Source organism: Rhodococcus sp. MSC1_016 (assembly GCF_023667485.2).
In the GTDB taxonomy this organism is placed as follows: domain Bacteria; phylum Actinomycetota; class Actinomycetes; order Mycobacteriales; family Mycobacteriaceae; genus Rhodococcus_F; species Rhodococcus_F oxybenzonivorans.
The window spans coordinates 5,661,466-5,681,693 of sequence record NZ_JAMOZI020000001.1; the positions used below are offsets into that span (position 1 = coordinate 5,661,466).

General features: G+C 66.6%; 14 protein-coding genes. 7 read left to right on the forward strand and 7 right to left on the reverse strand.

What is annotated here, in order from left to right; all coding sequences use genetic code 11:
* Positions 1–6: 6 nt before the first annotated feature.
* Positions 7–1,194, reverse strand: coding sequence for a 4,4'-dithiodibutanoate disulfide reductase (gene nox / locus L1080_RS26450; protein WP_250774041.1), 1,188 nt, complete (start codon positions 1,192–1,194; stop codon positions 7–9).
* Positions 1,195–1,230: 36 nt separating this feature from the next.
* The gene (locus L1080_RS26455) at positions 1,231–2,007 is read right to left on the reverse strand and encodes an NAD-dependent epimerase/dehydratase family protein (RefSeq protein WP_250774039.1); all 777 of its coding nucleotides are present in this window, start codon (positions 2,005–2,007) and stop codon (positions 1,231–1,233) included.
* 88 nt (positions 2,008–2,095) lie between these two features.
* Between L1080_RS26455 and L1080_RS26460 the strand changes: the two genes are divergently transcribed.
* Positions 2,096–2,653 carry a TetR/AcrR family transcriptional regulator gene (locus tag L1080_RS26460; protein WP_159926735.1) on the forward strand — a complete coding sequence of 186 codons (558 nt, stop codon included), beginning with the start codon at positions 2,096–2,098 and terminating at the stop codon, positions 2,651–2,653.
* An 11-nt stretch (positions 2,654–2,664) separates the two neighbouring features.
* Here L1080_RS26460 and L1080_RS26465 read toward each other — a convergent pair whose 3' ends face one another.
* From L1080_RS26465 to L1080_RS26485, 5 genes are all read right to left on the reverse strand, one after another.
* Entirely contained in the window at positions 2,665–3,408 is a 744-nt protein-coding gene (locus L1080_RS26465) for a hypothetical protein (RefSeq protein WP_250774037.1), read from the reverse strand.
* Positions 3,409–3,486: 78 nt separating this feature from the next.
* Positions 3,487–4,068 carry an RNA polymerase sigma factor SigM gene (sigM, locus tag L1080_RS26470; RefSeq protein ID WP_250774035.1) on the reverse strand — a complete coding sequence of 194 codons (582 nt, stop codon included), beginning with the start codon at positions 4,066–4,068 and terminating at the stop codon, positions 3,487–3,489.
* Positions 4,069–4,115: 47 nt separating this feature from the next.
* Positions 4,116–8,006: a murein biosynthesis integral membrane protein MurJ gene (gene murJ, locus L1080_RS26475; RefSeq protein WP_250774164.1), complete on the reverse strand. Its 3,891-nt coding sequence runs from the start codon at positions 8,004–8,006 to the stop codon at positions 4,116–4,118.
* A 113-nt stretch (positions 8,007–8,119) separates the two neighbouring features.
* The gene (locus L1080_RS26480) at positions 8,120–10,513 is read right to left on the reverse strand and encodes a DUF6049 family protein (RefSeq protein ID WP_250774162.1); all 2,394 of its coding nucleotides are present in this window, start codon (positions 10,511–10,513) and stop codon (positions 8,120–8,122) included.
* 2 nt (positions 10,514–10,515) lie between these two features.
* Positions 10,516–11,100, reverse strand: a complete 585-nt coding sequence (locus L1080_RS26485; RefSeq protein ID WP_374434786.1) for an NUDIX hydrolase — start codon at positions 11,098–11,100, stop codon at positions 10,516–10,518.
* 140 nt (positions 11,101–11,240) lie between these two features.
* Here L1080_RS26485 and L1080_RS26490 point away from each other — a divergent pair, with 140 nt between their 5' ends.
* From L1080_RS26490 to L1080_RS26515, 6 genes are all read left to right on the forward strand, one after another.
* Entirely contained in the window at positions 11,241–12,692 is a 1,452-nt protein-coding gene (locus tag L1080_RS26490) for a CCA tRNA nucleotidyltransferase (protein WP_250774026.1), read from the forward strand.
* A 232-nt stretch (positions 12,693–12,924) separates the two neighbouring features.
* Positions 12,925–17,058: a bifunctional nitrate reductase/sulfite reductase flavoprotein subunit alpha gene (locus L1080_RS26495; protein WP_250774024.1), complete on the forward strand. Its 4,134-nt coding sequence runs from the start codon at positions 12,925–12,927 to the stop codon at positions 17,056–17,058.
* A gap of 87 nt (positions 17,059–17,145) precedes the next feature.
* On the forward strand, positions 17,146–17,550 hold the full coding sequence (locus L1080_RS26500) for a TOBE domain-containing protein (RefSeq protein ID WP_159926723.1): 405 nt from the start codon (positions 17,146–17,148) through the stop codon (positions 17,548–17,550).
* Positions 17,547–18,317 (forward strand): molybdate ABC transporter substrate-binding protein, encoded by a 771-nt coding sequence (gene modA, locus L1080_RS26505; RefSeq protein WP_250774022.1) that lies wholly within the window; start codon positions 17,547–17,549, stop codon positions 18,315–18,317. Before L1080_RS26500 ends, modA begins: the two co-directional genes overlap by 4 nt.
* Positions 18,314–19,120, forward strand: coding sequence for an ABC transporter permease (locus L1080_RS26510; protein WP_109334739.1), 807 nt, complete (start codon positions 18,314–18,316; stop codon positions 19,118–19,120). The genes modA and L1080_RS26510 overlap by 4 nt, the downstream gene beginning before the upstream one ends.
* Entirely contained in the window at positions 19,117–20,196 is a 1,080-nt protein-coding gene (locus L1080_RS26515) for a sulfate/molybdate ABC transporter ATP-binding protein (protein WP_250774020.1), read from the forward strand. Before L1080_RS26510 ends, L1080_RS26515 begins: the two co-directional genes overlap by 4 nt.
* Positions 20,197–20,228: the final 32 nt, after the last annotated feature.

The window sequence follows — 20,228 nt, forward strand, 5'->3', positions numbered from 1 at the left end:
CTCTGATCAGCGAAGAGTCTCCCGGATGACACAGCGGGTGCCGGTGTAGATGGTGGGCATGCATTTGTTGCAGTGAATGCACAGGCCTTCCGCTACGTGCTGATCGCGGAACTTGTTGACGAGGTCCGGGTCGCGGAGCAGTGCGCGGGCCATCGCGACGAACTCGAACCCTTCGCCCAGTGCGGTGTCGACGGTGTCGAGTCTGTTGATGCCCCCGAGAAGAATCAAAGGCATGGACAGCGCTTCGCGGAACTGGCGAGCCATCGGTAGGAAGAACGCTTCTTCGAACGGGTAAGTCGGGAAGATACGGGGTCCGTAGAGCTTCAGGCCGTACCCGACCAATTTCGGTTGTGATGCAACGAATTCGGCCATCGGCACCTCTCCGCGGAAAAAGTACATTCCGTTGAGGAGGGAACTGCCGCCGGTGAGCTGCAGCGCGTCGAGATGCCCGTCCCCTTCGAGGAGTCGAGCGATGCGGAGGCTCTCGTCGAGCCACAATCCCTTGGGAACACCGTCCGTCATGTTGAACTTCGCGGTGACGGCGATCGTGTCGCCGACGGCGCGGCGTATCCGCTCGACCACACGGCGTGGGAAGGCTGCCCGCTTCTCCAGGCTGCCCCCGTATTCGTCGGTTCGCTTGTTGAGGTTGGGGCTCATGAAGGAACTGAGCAGGTAGTTGTGGCCGAGATGAACCTCGATGGCGTCGAAGCCGGCGTCGACGGCGCCCCGCGTAGCGTTTTCGAAGTCCGCGACGACCTGATCCAACTCGGTATGGGTGGCACCACGCACCAGTCCCATGGCGGGTGGACTCAGACGCGTGGACGGGGCCAGCGTCTTCGTGCGGTTCGAGAGTGTGTTCGCGACCAGTCCGGCGTGCCCGATCTGCGCCGACACCAGCGCTCCTTCGGCATGGACGGCGTCGGTGAGCCGCCGAAGTCCGGGAACACTGGCCTTGTCGAGGACCAGGGTGTTGGCGTGGACCCGTCCGCCGGGTGAGACGGCGCAGTAGGCAACGGTGGTGAGCGCGGCGCCGCCGCGGGCCACTTCGGCGTGGAATTCGACGAGCTTGTCGGTGACCTGCCCGCGAGGCATGACTCCTTCGAAGGTGGCGGCTTTCATGATGCGGTTGCGCAGGGTCAGAGGGCCGAGACGGGCGGGTTCCCAGATCGTGCGCCGGTCGGTCGGAGTGGTCATTGTGTCTGCCTTCGGGCGAGGAGGTGAGGGCTGCGATCAGGCGAACGTCGAGGCGAGGGCGTCTCGGGGCGGACGCCAATTCAGACCCAATTCGTCGCGCGTGCGGCAGTCGTCGGTGGGAGTGGCCGAGGTGAGCAGCCAGGCGGCCTCGTAACTGAAGCCTGCGCTGACAGCGGTGTATTTGTCGACGGCATCGGCGAGCCGTCCCAGGAACCGCGGAGCTACCCCGCTGCCCAGTAGGACGGCCCAACCCTGTTCGGTGACACCTTTGGTGCCTTCGAGGCCGGGACCGACCACACTGGTGGGATAGGTGATGACGACCGGTGCTCCGGCGTCCTGCAGAGCACGGGCGACACGATCGGCGGTCGCCTTCGTCCGCCCGTATGCGCTGCGTCCCGCCGCGGTGGGACTGTCGGGCCCGATCACGGGATCAGGGGATGGAAACAGCGCGCTGAAACTCGCGACATGGACGATCGGGTCGAGACCGAGGAAGGCGGCTCGGACGAGAATGGCGGCGGTGGCCTGAGCGTTGACCTCCCACATCAGCTGCTCACGCCGGTCGTCCGTGCCCACGACCCCTGCACCGTGCAGAAGTGCGTCACACCCGTCGAGCAGCTGCTCGACGGACGTTCGGTCGCGGACGTCCCCCACCACGACTTCGATCCGAGCCGAGGCGTCCCCCGCCGACGCCACCACAGCGTCGATCGAGTCGTGTGGAAGGACGAGCAGGCGGACGGTGTGGCCGTCGGCGAGCAGCGCCAGCGTCGTATGAGCGCCCACATATCCGGTGCCGCCGGTGACCGCAATCTTCATGTGCCCGTCCTGTCGAATTACGATGCCAGTGGTCTCGTATTAGGTACGATATAGCGAGGACGGCGCTTTTGTCCCACAATTCGAGCTGATGAATGCCACCGGAACAGGACGACCCCGTGACCCGCGCATCGACACCGACGTGCTGGCCGTGACCCGCGCGATGCTCGTCGAGTCCGGGTGGGAGCAACTGAGCATGCGGGCGATCGCCACCCGTTCCGGGGTGAGCAGGGCGTCGATTACCAGACGGTGGCCGTCCAAGGCGCATCTCGTGCTCGACGCCATTCTCGGTGCCACCCCCGACCTGACGCCGTTCGAGGGCACCGATCGGGAAGGCTGGATTCGATGGGTCGTGACCGGCAGTGCCGAGCTGTTCGCACGGCCTGAGGTTCGCGCGGCAACTCCCGGCCTCCTCGCCGCGATCCGGGATCACGCCGAACTGCGAAATGCCTTGTGGCAGGGGTTCAGCGGGCCCAGCACCCGCCTGTTCGCCGATGATCAGGGTGAGGCGAGCACCGCGAAGGCCCTTCTCGTCCTCGCTGCGGGTGCCGCGATGTTCGCGAGCCTTATCGCCGTGGAGGACGACACTCCCGAGTTGCGTGCCAAGATTCTCGAGCTACTCGTTCCGTCTGCGCACAGCACGATCTGATGGGTTGTCGCTCAACCGATATCGGTGACAGACATGGTGGCCGGGTTCGTGGCACTGCAGCTGTTTCCCACGACCAGCGCGGTGATCTGCGGTGGCTGAGGCCCGGCAAGAAGGAGGAGTACTCCGGGGGCGCCGTCGAGCCGCACTTCCCCCGATCCCAAGAGCGTACGAGACGGCTCGATTCCATTCGCGCGCAAGCATTCTGCGAGGACTTCCGGGTTCTCGAGCGCGCCCAGTTGGCGGGATCCGATCACGGTGAGGAGGCGCGCGGCGTCTAGGTCGGCGTCCAGCTCGAGAACCGCTGGGCGAGAGGAAGTCTCGGAGGTGCTCGGCGAAGCAATCGGCGGATCGGTGGGATTGCTGGTCGGCGTGACGACAGCGATCGCCACCACGACCGCAGCGGCTGCGGCCAGTGCGCCGCCTGCCACAGTCGCCCACTTTCTACGCCGCGCGAGGGGCACCACCCGAGAGACCGAGGACTCCCTTTCCTCCGCGAGTGCCCGAGCGATGCGGTCGGCAACGTCGTCGGGAATCGGTGACGCGACGGAATGGTCGCGGCCCAGTGCCCCGAGCTGCTCGGTGACCCTGTCGAGCGCGGAAATGACCTCCATAGCGTCTGGATCGTTCCGCACCAGGGGCCAGAGGCGCTCACTCACGGACTCGGGCAGCACTCCGGCGTGAAGATCGGACAGCAGATCGGCGGAGTACGGCGGAGCCGGCAACTCATCCGAAGAGCCGACATCATCAGTGGCCATGACACCTCCTCACCGATTCCGCTCGGTCCCGACCGGCCTGACAGTCCTGCGCTCCTATAAGAGTTTGACGCCACAGGATCATGATCGGTTCCCCTCGTCCCGGAAATATTCGAGAGAAGCGGCCAGCTTCTTGCGGCCACGCGCGCATCGACTCTTCACAGTGCCCTCCGGAACACCGAGCAGCCTGGCGGCTTCACTGGTCGAGTGACCCTCGAGGTCTACCGCAACGATCGCGGTCCGCTGGTCCGGCGGCAGCTGCGCCAACGCGCGATCGATCACCAGGCTCATCTCGAGCTCGGCGACCCGATCGCGGACGTCCCGGGGCTCGTCGTCCTCGTCGGCCGACAGTGACACCGCAGGGCGGGCCTTGTTCCGGCGGATGCGGTCGAGGCAGGCATTGACGACGATCGTGTGCAACCAGCTCCGGACCGCGGCATCGCGTCGGAAGGAGCCGGCATTGCGGTGTGCCGACAGCAATGCCTCCTGTAGTGCGTCCGCGGCATCCTCGCGCGTGTAGCTGGTGCGCGTCGCGACGTGCCACAGATGGTCGTAATGGCGACCGAGCAACGTCGCAAAGGCGTGCGGATCACCGGCGACATGCGCAGCGAGCAACTCGACATCCGAGGGTCCGCCCTCGGCGACCCCCCGGAAGATGCGCACCGGCGGATGTTAGCTCAGAACGCCGGGCCACGAGCAGCGGGAGCCGATTACGTCGTGGCGTTGAATCCCACGTCTGCGATGGAGGATTGGTTCTTGCCCCCGGAAGTGCTGAGGCCGGTGATCCAGACCAGGACGTTGGTGGTGGGCGCCTCCGACGTCACGGGGATTTCGGTGACACCGCTACCGAGCACCTGCGAACCGATGACCTGGGTTTGGTCGAGGGTGGGCTCCTCCGAGGGGGCGCTCCGAATTTCTACCTTGGTGCCGGGTGTCGGCGAGTTGATCCACACGCTGGACAGGTTGGCCGGCTCGTCCAAGGTGATCATCAGGCCGACACCGTTCTTCAGTGCCGGGAACGGCTGGAAGTAGGAGTCGGTACTCCACACGGTGGCGGTGTTGCCGTCGATGGCGAGCCGGGCATTGGCAGCGGAGTCGGGTGTGCCCTGCGGCGAGAACACGGTGGCCGACGCCGGGGTGACCGGTGCGACGTCGGCCGGCGGTGCCGGTGCGGCGGGAGCAGCGGCGCCCGGAGGCGGCTCGGCGGAGGTGGTGAGGCCGAAGTCCTGCTCGGTGAGCGGAGCGTCCGAACTGCTTCCGGTCAAGAACGTGGCCAGCCAGAAACCGAGCAGAGCCAACACGATGATGGTCACGACCCCGAGTCCGACGAGGGCGGCGAGCATTCTGTTGGACTTCTTCTTCTCCGCCTCGATCGCTTCGGGGTCGGCGAGCTCATGCCCGGATATGCCGGGCGTGCGCTGTCCGAGCCGCAGGGCGGGGATTAGTTCGGTTTTCTCGTTGATGACCGACGCCTGGTCGAGAATGTGCTGGACCGTGGCGGCTGTGCGGATGCCCCCGTTCGGCTCCAGCGAGCGCAGCGCGACCGCCGAGATCTCGAAGGGGACTTCCGGGCGAATGACCCGGGGGCCGATGGGTTGGCCGTTGGAGTCGCGGTCGGCCAGCCGCATGCCACCGACACTTCCCGGCCGATGGGTGGTGTCGCCTGCCGGTGCGGAGGGATCGCCGAGCGGCCAGCGGGCGGTGATGAGCGCGTAGAGCATGGCGCCCAGACCGCGTACGTCGGAACTGGAGTCGGAATCGGCGAGGGTGGCCGGGAAGGCCAGGACGGCGTCGCCATTGATGCTGATCCGGATGCGGTCGGGGTGATCGATGGACAGTGCCCCACCGGCCCGGTGCGCCGTCTCCGCTGCTGCGGCGAGTGCCCGGATGGCTTTGGCGGCACCGATCGGAGAGGGTTTGGTGTCGGCCATCTCCCGCAACGAACGTCCGGGCGTCCACTCGGCGACGACGATGCCGCCCGAGCTGCCACGCACCACGTCGAGAACCCGGGCGAGACCGGGCGAGTTGATGCGACCCAGGCGCAGCGTGCGGGACAGGATCGCTTGCGGTCCTTCGGGTCCGGCCGAGGTGGAACGCTGTTCGGCGTCGACGAAGGTGAGAGCGACCTCACGGTCGAGCTTGACGTCTAGGGCCTGCCAGAATTGCAGGCCCCGGGACCCACCGTGCGGTGTGAGCAGACGGTAACGACCACCCGCGACGGAGGCGCCCGGAATCAGCTTGGGGCCGCGGGGAATAGGACGCGGGCCGGCGCCTCGGTCACGACCGGGCCCGGGAGTGATCGGAATCACGCCGGTGTCGAAACTGGTGTCGTGGCCCGCAGCTGCACCCGTCGGCCGGGGGTCCTTGCGTGTGGGGCCGCCTGCATCGAAGGCGGCAGTCTCGGCCGGAACGGCAGCCTTATCCGGAACAGCAGTCTTATCCGGAACAGCAGTGTCGGCCGACACAGCAGAGCCAGTGACGTTCGGCCCAGCCGTGCCGTTCGCCGGTGGCGTCGTGGAGCCGGAGTCGGCGGTGGTCGCCTGGCCCGGCTTGGTCTTCGGGGTGTCGGAAGTTGCGGGCTCCGATTTGATTCGGGTGGTCGGGGCGTCGACGCCATTCGACGAAGCAGCCGAATTCCGTTCGGACGCTTGCACCGTAGAACCTCCGGCTCGCTTGCTGCCGGCCACGTCGTCGTCGCTCACCCTCACTCCTTCATTTTCGAATGCCCAACTCCGACCCGTACCGGGCGGCGATCCGACCCGCTCGTGTCCAGGGTACGGGAGACCACCGGGTCGTTCGATACCACGCGGGCGACCACCGAAGTCGCGCGGTGTGGCGCGGACCACGGGAATCAGTTCTGTTTGGGCGTCGGCGAGCGGGTCGGGCTCGGGTTCCGGTTCACCGCCGCGACCGCGCAGTGCCCGGATCTTGCGCGCGATGGCGACCGTGATCGACATGATTTCGGGGACCTTCGCGAACCAGAGAATGACGAAGGTGACACCGAGCATCAAGATCCCGCTGATCGCGACTCGGGCCATGGAACCCGGGCCGCCGAACAATGTGGTGAGGCGGTCCAATTGCAGGAGGCGTTCGGCGCCGAGCATCGCGAGTGCGCCCGCGAGGGAGGCGAGCACCACCACCCACACGGTTTTCCCGACGTTGGCCATTTGGAGGTTTCCGAGGCTGCGGTGCAGGAGATAACCACCGATGAGTGCACCGGTGATGTACCCGATGCCGTTCGCGGCGCCTAGCAGGATCACCACCTGGTCGTCGCTCGAGGCGATGAGGGGGGTGAGTGCGGAGAGCGCGATCTTCACCGCAGTGATGCCGAGGACGATCCAGGTGGGAGTCCAGGCGCGTTCACGGGCGTAGAAGACACGGAGCTGGATGAGGACGAGGGAATACGGGATGAGGGTGAAGGCGGACCAACTGACGGCCTGGCCGAGACGCCCTGCGTCACCCGTACCGAAGTTGCCGTACCCGTACAGGGCCTGCCCCACCTCGGGTCCCGCGAAGGTGAGGAAGGTGATGATCGGAACCAGGGAGATCATCGTCAGACGCGTGGCCACCGAGAGGTCGTCGACGACGGCGGGGGTGTCGTCTGCGGCGGCATTGCGGCTGAGCCTCGGCATGATCGCGGTGAGTACGGTGACACCGAGCACGCCGTACGGCAGCTGCAGCAGGAGCCACGCGTTGTTGTAGATCGCGGGACCCGACGCGTCCACTTGGGACGAAATGCGGGTGGCGACGATCATGCCCGCCTGGCTGATCAGCACGTACAGGATGATGGCGACGGCCATCCCGCCGAACTGCTTGAGCCGGTCGTCGAGGCCCCACAGCGGCTTCAACGAGATGCCTTCGCGTCGGATTGCAGGCACGAGGCTGGCGGCCTGCACCACGACACCGAGGGTGACGCCTACGCCGAGGACCAGCAGTTTCGGGTCGCTCATCCGCACCGGGTCGAGGGTGATTTCGCCCGGCATCGCGTAGTAGATCACCAGCACGGTGAGCATCACGACGTTGTTGAGCACCGGGGCCCAGGCCCCGGGTTTGAACACCTGCCTGGTGTTGAGAATTGCCGTGAGCAGGGCGGACAGCCCGTAGAACAGAATCGCCGGCAGGAGGAGAAACGACAGAGCTGTGGTGAGGGACGTGTTGACCTTGCCGTCGTCGGACAGGAACACGTGGGTGGTGAGCACCGGGGCGGCCGCGGTGGCGAGCAACGCTGCCGTTCCGAGGAGCACACAGGTGGCCGTGAACAGGCGGCGCACGAAGGCGGCACCGTTGTCCGGGTCCTCACGTTCCGCGCGGACCAGCACGGGCACGACGATGGCGGTCAGCACCGCGCCGAGCACCAGCTCGGAAATCATGTTCGGGATCTGGCTGGCGACGGTGAACGAGCTGGCCACCGAGCCGCCGAGCAATGTCAGGACCAGCAGTTGCTTGGCGAATCCGGTAATGCGGCTGACGAGCGTCGCCACCGCGATCGACCCGGTGGACGCGAGGAGGCGGGAGTTGCTCTGTTTCTGCGGTGCCGTCGACGGTCCCGAGTCCCGGACCGGCGGCGGCGGGGGGTCGACCCGGATGGCCGCGAACTGCACCGTCGGTGCCTCGTCCGGTCGAATCTCCCGTGCCCAGTGGTCCCGTTCCCACGGTGCGACCCGGGGATGCGAGCGATCGGGAAGCCTCTGGCCCCGGTCGGGCAAGTTCCCGGTCATGAACGTTCGTACCCTTCGTCAGCTGGATCCGGCTGGCCGCGGAATCGGTGCCACAGCCGGCGGCCGGCGAGGAACAGCAGCAGAGTGCCCGCACACGCTGTCAGGATCGCCAAGGCCTGCCCGTACGCGTTGGACCGTACCGTCACGCTGGTCGGCTCACCGAGTTGTTGCCCATTGGCCGTGGTCAGCGAGAAGGTGACGACGAGCTTGCGGGAGTCGTTGGCCTCGGTGGGCACGGTCAGCGTCCGGCTGCCCCGCGGCGGCAGTGGCGTCGGCCCGATGTCGGTAATGGTCATCCCGGATGGCGCGGCTACCTGCAGCTGGACGGTGATGCCCACGGGCAGGTCGTTCCGGGCGACGAGCAAAAGGGGGCTCTGTTCCGACGCCAGGGTGTAGACCCCGCCGGGGGACACGACGGTGACGGCTCCGAAGAGGTCGTTCATGGTGTCGGCCACCTGCTCGGTGCGCAGGTCGGATGCCTCGCTCGCCGAGTCGTGCTCCTCGTCACGGCGATGGGCGAGGCTCATCGAACGCAGCAGATCTTCGCGGAGCGGTGCGGTGAACCGCTCCGGGGTCAGCGTGGCCTGCGGGTCGTCGATCAGCGCCGCGTCCAGTGTCTCGATGCGGGGTATCTGCTCGGCGACGGCGTCGCGGTGGTGGGCGGGAATCCCGTCCTCGGTGGCCTGGTCCGGGTAGTCCAGTGACGACAGCTCCGGTGATCCGGGTTGGCGACCCAGCAGTGCGGGAAGTGGCCGGGGGGAGGCGAGACCGGTGCGGATCATCGACGACACCGTCGACAGAATCGTCTCGGCGTCGTCCTCACCGGCGGTCCACAGTTGGGGCGGAACCACCATGAGGGAGCGCGGTGTCCCGGCGCTGCGGGCGACGGCCGGTTCGAGTGCAGACCAGGACACGGCACCGAGGGCGTCCTGCAGACGGGCTGCCTGCGAGTCGTCGGTGAGGTCGAACCGGGCCCGCGCGGGGGTGTACGAGGGAGTCTGCGGCGTGGTGCCGGTCGCGGCCAGGGCAGCGCCCACCGCAGGATCGAACAGCAGCGCATCGAGGCTGCCGGTGGGCGCGGACGTCCCGGTGGCCGCGGGGGTGGTCTCACCGTTCCCGGGCGCCGGCGCCTGCGCAGGACTTGCCTCGATGACGTGGGCGCTGTCCCTCGGTGCGTCGGTGTCTATGGCGTTGGCGGCGAGCAGGGTGGTGGTGGGCTGATCTCGGCGTAACAGCTGTGCAGTGTCGTCGTCGAGGACTCCGGCGTCGCTCCACACGAAGTTTCGCAGCGAGGTGACCCCGAGGATGTTGTCGACGATGTCGGCGGGAGCCTCGAGAGCGGCGACGGTGAGCTCGGTGTTCCCCACGGCACTGATCGCGGACAGATCGGCCTGGGCGAACGGCACCGACGTGGTGCACATCGATGCGGCGAGTGACCGGGCTCGCTCGAGCCAGTCCGCGGCGGCCTCCCGGCCGGTACCCGCGTGCGCCGGTCCGGTGGGGTCGGACGGATCGTCCACCACCAGATAATCGCGGGTCATGTTCTCGACCGTGATGAGCAGGTCGGGGTCGACGGCCAGACACATGCTGTCGCGAAGTGCATGATCGCGATCCACCGCTTCACCGGTGGCGAACTCTGCGGATGCCAGCAACTCGTGGAGGCGTCCGCCGTCGGCAAGGGAGGTCGCGAGCTCGTCGTCGACGAGACGAACCGGGTCGGTCACCGAGCCCGGCACTCCGGCGGCGAGACGCGGCCGGTCGGCGAGCGGCCACAACATGGTGACCGCGACGGGGCTGGAAATGTCGGGTGGAATTGCCGGCGTACCGGGTACCCCGAACACGGGGAGCAGGAAGCGAGCATCGTCCAGGCGCGCGGCGCCACCGTACTCGGGGGTGCCGTTGACGTTGACCAGCATGGGGTAGACGCCGGGTTCGGTGATGTCGAGTGCGGGATCGGTGTCCGACCGCAGTGGCAGGGACAACGTGAACTGCTCGCTCTGGCCTTCGTCGAGGCTGTCGGCGACCGTGTCGAACATGCCGACCGTGTCGAACCGCGACTGGTCGAGTGTGAGGGAGGTTCGAAGGGCGTCGCTGCTCGCGACGGCGGGGGCCCGTTGCAGACGCACGCTGACGTCGCTGACCGTGCGGTCGCCGATGTTCTTCACCGATCCCGACACGGTGACGAAGGGATCGCTGGTGGTGGTGACCGTGTTAGGAGTGACCGTGTCGATGTGCAGCTCGAGAAACTCCGGATCCTCGTCGACGACGGTCTGGCTCCCGGCGCTCACCGGCGGAACGGGATCCTGGGCAACAGCCACTCCGGTGCCGACGGGAGCGAGAGCAACCACGAGTGCGGTCGATGCCGCTGCCCCGATCCGGCGAAAAGCCATCCTCATCCGGCGTCGTGCCCCTTCTGAAGCTTCAGATCGGGGTCGGGCAGAGTGGTTGTCATCTTGGAGATCAATTCACCGGCGATTTCTGCGAGTTTCCGTTCGTCTGCGTAGGCCAGGCGTGACCCCAGCTCGGCGAGCGGCACCCACGCTACCTCGGTGACTTCCACGTCTTCGTCGGACAGTTCCCCGCCGAGAAAACGGAGCAGATAATGATGCACCGTCTTGTGGACACGCCTGCCCTCGGTGACGAACCAGTAGTCGATGCTGCCCAGTGAAGCCAGGACCGTGCCCTGGATGCCCGTCTCCTCTTCGACCTCACGCATAGCCGTCTGCTCGGCCGTCTCCCCTTGCTCGATGTGCCCCTTGGGCAACGACCACAGCAGACGGCCGCGCCGATCGGTCCGCCCGATGAGCGCTGCGCACAGGTTCTCCCTGGGCCCGCCGAGACCGTTGACCACCAGACCACCGGCCGAGGTTTCCCGAACCGTCCTCATGTGGGGTTTCGCGGGTTTGCCGACGGCGCCGCGCCGCCGCGAGTTGCGGCGACTCCTGTTCGCACGTTCGGCAGCAGACACCCCATCGATAGTAGTTGCCTTCCCCGCCTCTCCCTGATTGCCGCACCCAACCGAGATCCTTCGTGACGGTCCTGTGGTGATCGAAACTTCGAGGTGACCCCCTCGCATGCATATCCCGCTATTTGCGCACCTCGGTAAGCTTCCTGGACGTGACTGTCCCTTCTCTCGACGACGAGCGCCGTACGCGACTGCTTGCCGGCGCCGCGGTGACGCTGCGCGAGCTGTCCGAAGTCCTGACGCCGCTCGGAGAGAGGTTCGCTGCGGCGGGCCACGAGCTGTACCTGGTGGGCGGGAGTGTCCGGGACGCGATTCTCGGACGCCTCGGTACCGACCTCGACTTCACCACCGATGCCCGGCCCGAGCAGGTGCAGAAATTGCTGTCGGGCTGGGCCGACAATCAGTGGGACACAGGTATCGACTTCGGGACGATCAGCGCCGCGAAGGCGGGGCAGCAGATCGAGATCACCACTTACCGTGCCGACGCGTACGACCGGGTGTCGCGCAACCCCGTCGTCTCGTTCGGGTCGAAGCTCGAGGACGACTTGGTGCGGCGCGACTTCACGGTCAATGCGATGGCGGTGAAGATCGGTGCGGACGGCTCGCAGGACTTCGTCGATCCGCTCGGCGGGATGAATGCGCTTCTGGCGGGTGTGCTGGACACCCCGTCGGCTCCCGAGAATTCCTTCGACGACGACCCGCTGCGCATGCTGCGGGCCGCCCGCTTCGTGTCGCAGCTGGGTTTCACCCTCCACGAGCGCGTGCACCGGGCGATCACGGACATGGCACCGCAGATCGAACGCATCACGGCCGAACGGGTGCGCGCCGAACTGGACAAGCTGATTCTGGGCGAGTTCCCCAATGACGGCATCAACGTGATGTGTGACACCGGGCTGGCCGACCACGTGCTGCCCGAGGTGCCGCAGATGAAGCTCGAGATCGACGAGCATCATCAGCACAAGGATGTGTACTGGCATTCGCTGACCGTGCTCGCGCAGGCCATCGACCTCGAGGACGGCGACCCCGACCTCGTGTTGCGGTGGGCTGCGCTGCTGCACGACATCGGTAAGCCGGACACCAAGCGCAACGAGCCGGGCGGCGGCGTGAGCTTCCACCACCACGAGGTGGTGGGGGCCAAGTTGGTGCGTAAGCGGATGCGTGCCCTCAAGTACTCCAAGCAGATGGTGGACGACGTCTCTCAGCTGGTGTTCCTTCACCTGCGTTTTCACGGCTATGGCAAGGGTCAGTGGACGGATTCGGCGGTACGTCGCTATGTCACCGACGCCGGTCCGCTGCTGCCGCGGTTGCACAAGCTGGTCCGCGCCGACTGCACCACGCGTAACAAGCGGCGGGCGGCGGCGTTGCAGGCCACCTACGACGACATCGAGGAGCGGATCGCGAGGCTCGCGGAGCAGGAGGATCTCGCCCGGGTGCGCCCCGACCTCGACGGCAACGCGATCATGGAACTGCTGGGCATTCCCGCGGGTCCGGATGTGGGGAAGGCGTGGCAGTACCTGAAGGAGCTGCGACTCGATCGTGGTCCCCTCACCCGCGACGAAGCGGAGGCCGAACTGCTGTCGTGGTGGGCGTCGCGGCAGGGCTGACCCGCGACGACGGGTGAGAGTTGCTCACCCGACCGGCTCACCTGTGGTGACGCCCGTCACACGTATTGCTGCCATACCCCTCTCGACTCACCACCCCGCTGCTTGTCGGGTGCGACAGACGTCATCGAACGCTCACGGGGGTTAATCCCGACGAAACACACCAATCGGCACTCTTGATAGGGGCCGAGAACCAGGTGGACATGTCGCGGCCGTGCAGGTGAAGGAGCAGTCGATGCAGCAGCAGAAAGCCGGTACTTCCACAGTGAAGACCGCCTGCTCGTACTGCGGTGTCGGCTGCGGCATGGTCCTCGACGTCGAAACGAACCCGGAGACGGGTGCGCGCCGCGTTCTCAAGGCGTCCGGCGACAAGGAGCATCCGACCAATTTCGGCCGGTTGTGCACCAAGGGTGCGACGAGCGCCGAGATGCTGGTGGCCGGTGGCCGGATGGAGACCGGCTACCTTCGCGACGAGCGCGGCGAGGCACCCACGGCTGTGCACGTCGACGCCGCGATCAGCGAGACGGCACGCCGCCTGAAGGAGCAGATCGACAAGCACGGACCGGACGCGGTCGCCTTCTACGTCTCCGGCCAGATGTCCATCGAAGCGCAGTACCTCGTGACCAAGCTGGCCAAGGGGTTCGTCGGCACCAATCAGATCGAGTCCAACTCACGCCTCTGTATGGCCAGTGCCGCCACCGGGTACAAGCAGTCGCTGGGCGCCGACGGCCCCCCGGGGTCGTACCAGGACTTCGACAAGGCCGACGTGTTCTTCGTGATCGGCGCCAACATGGCCGACTGTCACCCCATCCTGTTCCTGCGCCTCCTCGAGCGCGTGAAGGCGGGAGCGAAGCTGATCGTGGTGGACCCGCGGCGCAACGCGACGGCCGACAAGGCCGATCTCTTTCTGCAGATCACGCCCGGCACCGACCTCGCATTGCTCAACGGCCTCCTGCACCTGCTGGTGAAGAATGGGCACACCGACCCAGCGTTCATCGCCGAGTTCACCGAGGGTTGGGAGGTGATGCCGGAATTCCTCGAGGAGTACACCCCCGACAAGGTCGCGGACATCACCGGCATCCCCGAAGCCGACATCCGACAGGCCGCCCAGTGGATCGGCGAGGCCGCCGAATGGATGACGTGCTGGACGATGGGCCTCAACCAGAGCACCCACGGCACCTGGAACACCAACGCGATCTGCAACCTCCACCTCGCCACCGGCGCAATCTGCCGTCCCGGCAGCGGACCGTTCTCTCTCACCGGCCAGCCCAATGCCATGGGTGGCCGCGAAATGGGATACATGGGCCCGGGCCTGCCCGGTCAGCGGTCGATCCTCGCGGCCGACGACCGCGCGTTCGTCGAGGACCTGTGGGACCTGCCCGAGGGCACCATCCGCACCGAGGTCGGCACGGGCACCGTCGACATGTTCGAGCAGATGGTCGCGGGCCGAATCAAAGCCTGCTGGATCATCTGCACCAACCCTGTCGCCACCGTGTCGAATCGGCGGACGGTCATCGAGGGACTCGAGGCAGCCGAGCTCGTGATCACACAGGACGTGTTCCTCGACACCGAGACCAACGGTTACGCCGACATCCTGCTGCCGGGCGCGCTGTGGGCGGAGTCGGACTCGGTGATGATCAATTCCGAGCGTAACCTGACGTTGCTGCAGCAGGCCGTCGACCCGGTGGGTCAGGCGTTGCCCGACTGGAAGATCATCGCGCGGGTGGCCTGCGAGATGGGGTATGCGGACGCCTTCACCTATGAGACGTCCGAGGACGTGTTCGAAGAGATTAAGCGCACGTGGAACCCGAAGACGGGTTACGACCTTCGCGGCATCACCTACGAGCGGCTCCGGCAGACGCCGGTGCAGTGGCCGAGCCCGCCCGGTGACCGCACCGACCGCAATCCCATCCGTTACCTCAATGACGGGGTGAGTCAGAGGCTGCTGTCGGCTCCCGACGGCTCGCTCCCCCGGCTCGCCTTCGCCACCCCGAGCGGGAAGGCGGCATTCTTCCCACGACCGCACATGCTGCCGGCCGAGCTGCCGGACGACGACTACCCGTTCGTCCTCAATACGGGTCGGCTGCAGCACCAATGGCACACCATGACGAAGACGGGCAAGGTGGCCAAGCTCAACAAGCTGAACTCGGGACCCTTCGTCGAGATCAACCCGACGGATGCGCAGCGGCTGTCGATCTCCGACGGTGACAAGGTCGAGGTGGCGTCGAGGCGTGGCCGCGCGGTGCTTCCCGCGGTCGTCAGTGACCGGGTGCTTCCCGGTGGCTGTTTCGCGCCTTTCCACTGGAACGATTCGTTCGGCGAGTACCTCAGCATCAACGCCGTTACCAACGATGCCGTCGACCCGATGTCGTTCCAGCCGGAGTTCAAGGCCTGCGCGGTGTCACTGACTCGCGTGGCACCGGTGTCGCAGCCGGCGGTTCCGGAGACCGGCGGATCCCAGCTGCAGCTCGCGAGCCCAGCCGATGAACTGACCCAGCTTCTCGGACTGGATGATTCGGCTCCACCGACGTTCGACGAACACGAACGCACCTATCTTTCGGGGCTGCTGTCCGGACTGCGGTCCACCGAGGTCCGCGGCGTGCCGGTCCTTCCCCGGGACGCCCCGATCTCAGGTTCCAAGCGGGTGTGGCTCGACGGGATGCTCGCCGGTCTGTTCTCCCGCTCGGGCGACACATCCGGGGTCGCCGCCCAGAACGGCAGCGCCGCAGGTACTGAATCGGTCCAGCAACCTGTCGTGGTGGTGTGGGCCTCGCAGACCGGCAACGCCGAGGAGTTCGCCGCCGAATGTGCCGCGCAACTGCAGGCGGCCGGGCACGGAACACATCTGATCAGCATGGACGACTACGACGTCGGAAGCCTGCGCGGTGTCCGTGACCTCCTCATCATCACCAGCACGTTCGGTGACGGAGACGCGCCCGACAACGGCAGCAGTTTCTGGTCGGCCCTCAGCAGTGACGAGGCACCCACACTGACCGAAACGCGGTATGCGGTACTGGCTCTCGGCGACTCCAGTTACGACGACTTCTGCGGCCACGGCAAGCGGCTCGATGCTCGGCTCGAGCAGCTGCAGGCCAAGCGTCTCACCGCCCGCGTCGACTGTGAACCCGACTACGAGGATCAAGCACGTGAGTGGCTGGCGCAGGTGCAGAAGCTGGTTCGCGACCGGGAGGCCGTCGAAGGCGCGGCAGTGGTTTCCGTCGCGCCCGTACCTGCCGCGAAGAAGGCAGCGGCCTTCACGCGTAAGTCACCGTTCGTCACCCGCCTCACGAAGAACGTGCGCCTCAGCGCGGCGGGATCGTCGAAGGACGTGCGACAGTTCGGTTTCGAGGTGAGTGATCCGGAGTTCGTCTACGAGGCGGGGGACGCGCTCGGCGTCTGGCCCACCAACAGCGACGCCGTCGTCGACGAGTGGCTGAAGGTGACGGGTCTGAAGCCCGATGTCCCGGTGACCGTGGCCGACCTGCCGGAGATGCCGCTGCACGAGGCGTTGCGGACCAAATTCGAGATCACCAAGGTGACGCCCGAGCTGCTCCGGTTCGTCCAGAGTCGTACGCAGGACACCGAGCTGGCCCGATTGATGCGACCGCAGAACAAGATTGCGCTCCAGCAGTGGTTATGGGGCCGGCAGTCGATGGACGTGCTCGGGCAGTACGGCGTTCACGCCGAGGTCGAGGAGTGGCTCGGCGTTCTCAAGCGGCTCCAGCCGCGACTGTATTCCATCTCGTCCAGCCCGAAGATCGATCCCGGCGAGGTGCAGCTGACCGTGTCCGCCGTGCGGTACAACCACGAGGGCAAAGATCGGTCCGGCGTCTGCTCCACGTTCCTCGCGGATCACTGCGACGAGGCCGAGGTGCCGATCTTCGTGCAGAAGTCGGCGCATTTCCGACCGCCGGCGTCGGCGGATGCGCCCATGATCATGGTGGGCCCTGGCACGGGAATCGCCCCGTTCCGCGGATTCCTGCACGAGCGGCGCGAACTCGGGCACACCGGCAAGAACTGGATGTTCTTCGGTGAGCAGCACGAAGCGACTGACTTCTACTACCGCGAGGAGATGGAAGCTATGCACCGCGACGGATTTCTCACCCACCTCGATGCAGCATTCTCCCGCGATCAGCGGCAGAAGATCTACGTGCAGGACCGCATCCGCGAACACGGAGCGAAGTTGTGGAACTGGATGCAGGAGGGCGCGTACCTCTACGTGTGCGGGGATGCCAGCCGGATGGCGAAGGACGTGGACGAGACGATCCGTGAGGTGGTTCGCACGCACGGCAGGCTCGACGAAGAGGACACCGAGCTGTATATGAAGCAGTTAGCCACTGACAAACGGTACGTGCGCGACGTGTACTGATCCGCTTCTGCGGGTCCTATCGCTTGTCTATTCCGCAAATGCGCGCATACGATGGTCTTTATGACGCATCTGCGGAGTAATGCCTAGATGACGCGCATCCGGATCCGGCAGGCCGCCGAACTGCTCGGCGTCAGCGACGACACCGTCCGGCGGTGGATCGACAACGGCAGCCTCCCCGCCGAGAAAGACGACTCCGGGCGCATGGCCGTCGACGGCGCGGCACTCGCCGAGTTCGCCCGCGCCCACGCGTCCGCGTCGCCGGATCTCCTCGGATCGGGGTCCTCGGCGCGAAATCGGTTCACCGGGATCGTGACGGCCATCGTGTCCGACACGGTGATGTCGCAGGTGGAGCTGCAATGCGGGCCGTTCCGGGTGGTGTCCCTGATGAGCAGCGAAGCGGTACGCGACCTCGGGCTCGAACCCGGGAAGATCGCGGTGGCCGTCGTGAAGTCCACCACGGTCATTGTCGAGACCCCCGTCGAGACCTCATGAAACAGAACCCCAGCCGAGCAGCCGCCGTCATCGCCCTGGCCGTGCTCATCCTCGGGACTCTGTCCGGGTGCGGCTCCGACGACACCGACTCGGGTGCACGGATCACGGTGTTCGCGGCAGCCTCCCTGAAGTCGAGTTTCACCGAACTCGCGGAAAGATTCGAGGCACAGCATCCGGGATCTCGGGTGGAGTTCAGCTTCGCCGGTTCTTCCGATCTGGCAGCCCAGCTGGATCAAGGTGCTCGCGCCGACGTATTCGCGGCCGCAGACCAGCGCAACATGGCCAAGGTGGTCGATGCGGGACTCACTGCGGGTAGTCCTGTCGACTTCGCGACGAACACCCTGACCGTCGTCACCGCACCCGGAAACCCGAAGGGGATTACCACATTCGCCGACCTTGCCCGCCCGGGAACATTGGTGGTCACCTGCGCGCCGCAGGTGCCGTGCGGCTCCGCAACGCAGAAGGTCGAATCGTCGACGGGAGTCGATCTCGCACCGGTCAGTGAAGAGTCTTCGGTGACGGATGTCCTGAACAAGGTGATCGCCGGGCAGGCGGACGCCGGACTGGTGTACGTCACGGACGCGACCGGAGCGGGTGACGCTGTGACAGCGGTGGCCGTACCCGAGGCCGCACAGGCGGTGAACACCTATCCCATAGTTGCTCTTGCCGATTCGGGCGCGCCGGAAACGGCCCGAGAATTCGTCGCGTTCGTCACCGGACCCGACGGCCGGGCAGTTCTTGCCGATGCAGGATTCGGTGAGCCGTGACCCGTCCGGCGCGTACGGTGGTTCCTTCCGGGCTGCCGCGCTGGCTCTTCGTCCCGGCGGCTGTCGGGGGGTTGTTCGTCGTACTGCCGTTGACGGCGATGCTGGCAAGCGTCGACTGGCCCCGATTCGTCGAGTTGGTCACCTCCGAATCCTCGCTCGCCGCGCTGGAGCTGAGTCTGCGGACTGCTGCCGCCAGCACGGTGCTATGTATCCTCCTCGGCGTGCCGATGGCCGCAGTGCTGGCGCGCAGTAGCTTTCGGGGTCTTCCCGTGCTGCGGTCGCTGGTGCTCCTGCCGTTGGTGCTCCCACCCGTCGTGGGCGGAATCGCGCTGCTCTACACGTTCGGCCGGAAGGGTCTCATCGGACAGCACCTGGAAGTGGCGGGAATTTCCGTCGCGTTCACCACCACGGCGGTCGTGCTCGCACAAACCTTCGTGGCATTGCCGTTCCTGGTGGTCAGTCTGGAAGGGTCGCTCCGCACTGCGGGCAGGCGATACGAGTCCGCCGCCGCCACACTCGGAGCCGGACCCACGACGGTCTTCCGCCGCGTGACCCTTCCACTGGTGTTGCCGGGGCTGGTCTCCGGCGCCGTGTTGTCGTTCGCGCGGGCACTCGGTGAATTCGGCGCCACCCTGACGTTCGCGGGCAGTCTCGAGGGCGTCACCCGTACCCTTCCGCTGGAGATCTATCTTCAGCGGGAAACGGATGCCGATGCGGCAGTGGCGTTGTCGCTGGTTCTGGTGATCGTCGCGGTGGTCATCGTGGTGGGGTCGCGCGGCTGGGCGTCGAGAGCGGTGCCGTGAGCGGGCTGAGCCTCGATGCGCGGATACAGGGCCGCGATATCGAGATGGCCGTCGACGTCGCGGAGGGTGAAGTTCTGGCCGTCCTCGGCCCGAACGGCGCCGGTAAGTCGACATTACTGTCCGTCGCCGCCGGACTGATACGGCCCGACACCGGGCGGGTCGAATTGAACGGCCGGGTACTCACCGACACCGACGCCGGGATCGCCGTTCCGCCGCATCGCCGGGGAATGGCGCTACTTGCCCAGGAGGCGTTGCTGTTTCCGCATCTCACTGTCGCCGCCAACGTGGCCTTCGCCCCCCGCAGCGCCGGGCGAAGTCGCCGGGAAGCCCGGGCCATCGCCCGGCATTGGATGGACGCCGTCGACGCCACGCAGTTCGCCGACCGCAGACCCCACCAGTTGTCGGGTGGGCAGGCTCAACGTGTCGCGGTCGCACGGGCTCTGGCGGCGGACCCTCAGGCGCTTCTGCTCGACGAACCGATGGCCGCTCTGGATGTGGCTGCGGCTCCCGCGTTGCGGGTGCTGCTGCGAAAAGTTCTACGCGAGGAGCATCGGACCGCCGTCGTCGTCACTCACGACGTCCTCGACGCACTGGCGCTGGCCGACCGCGTGATCGTGGTGGACGGCGGAAGAATCGTCGAGGCAGGGTCCGTGCGCGATGTGCTCTCCCGGCCCCGCAGCTCGTTCGCGGCGCGGATCGCAGGACTCAACCTCGTGGCCGTCTTCGCTACCCCGTCCGGGTTCGAGACCGAGAACGGTGTCCGGATGCACGGCCTGCCCGACGACGACGTGGGCGGCACCGCTCCGGCCGTCGCAGTATTCGCCCCGCATTCGGTGGCCGTCCACCGGCGATCACCGGAGGGCAGTCCGCGCAACGTCTTCGGCGTGACCGTGACCGAAATCGAGGTGCGCGGCCCCATCGTGCGGGTGCGTGCGGTGACTGCCCGTGGCCGGCTGGAACTGAGCGCCGACGTGACAGCAGAATCCGTCGCCGAGCTCGATCTGGTACCCGGACTCGACGCGTTCTTCGTGGTCAAGGCCACCGAGGTGGCAATCCACGCCGTGAGTACTTCTTAACATCGCGTGGTTAACAAGTACTCACGGGTGCG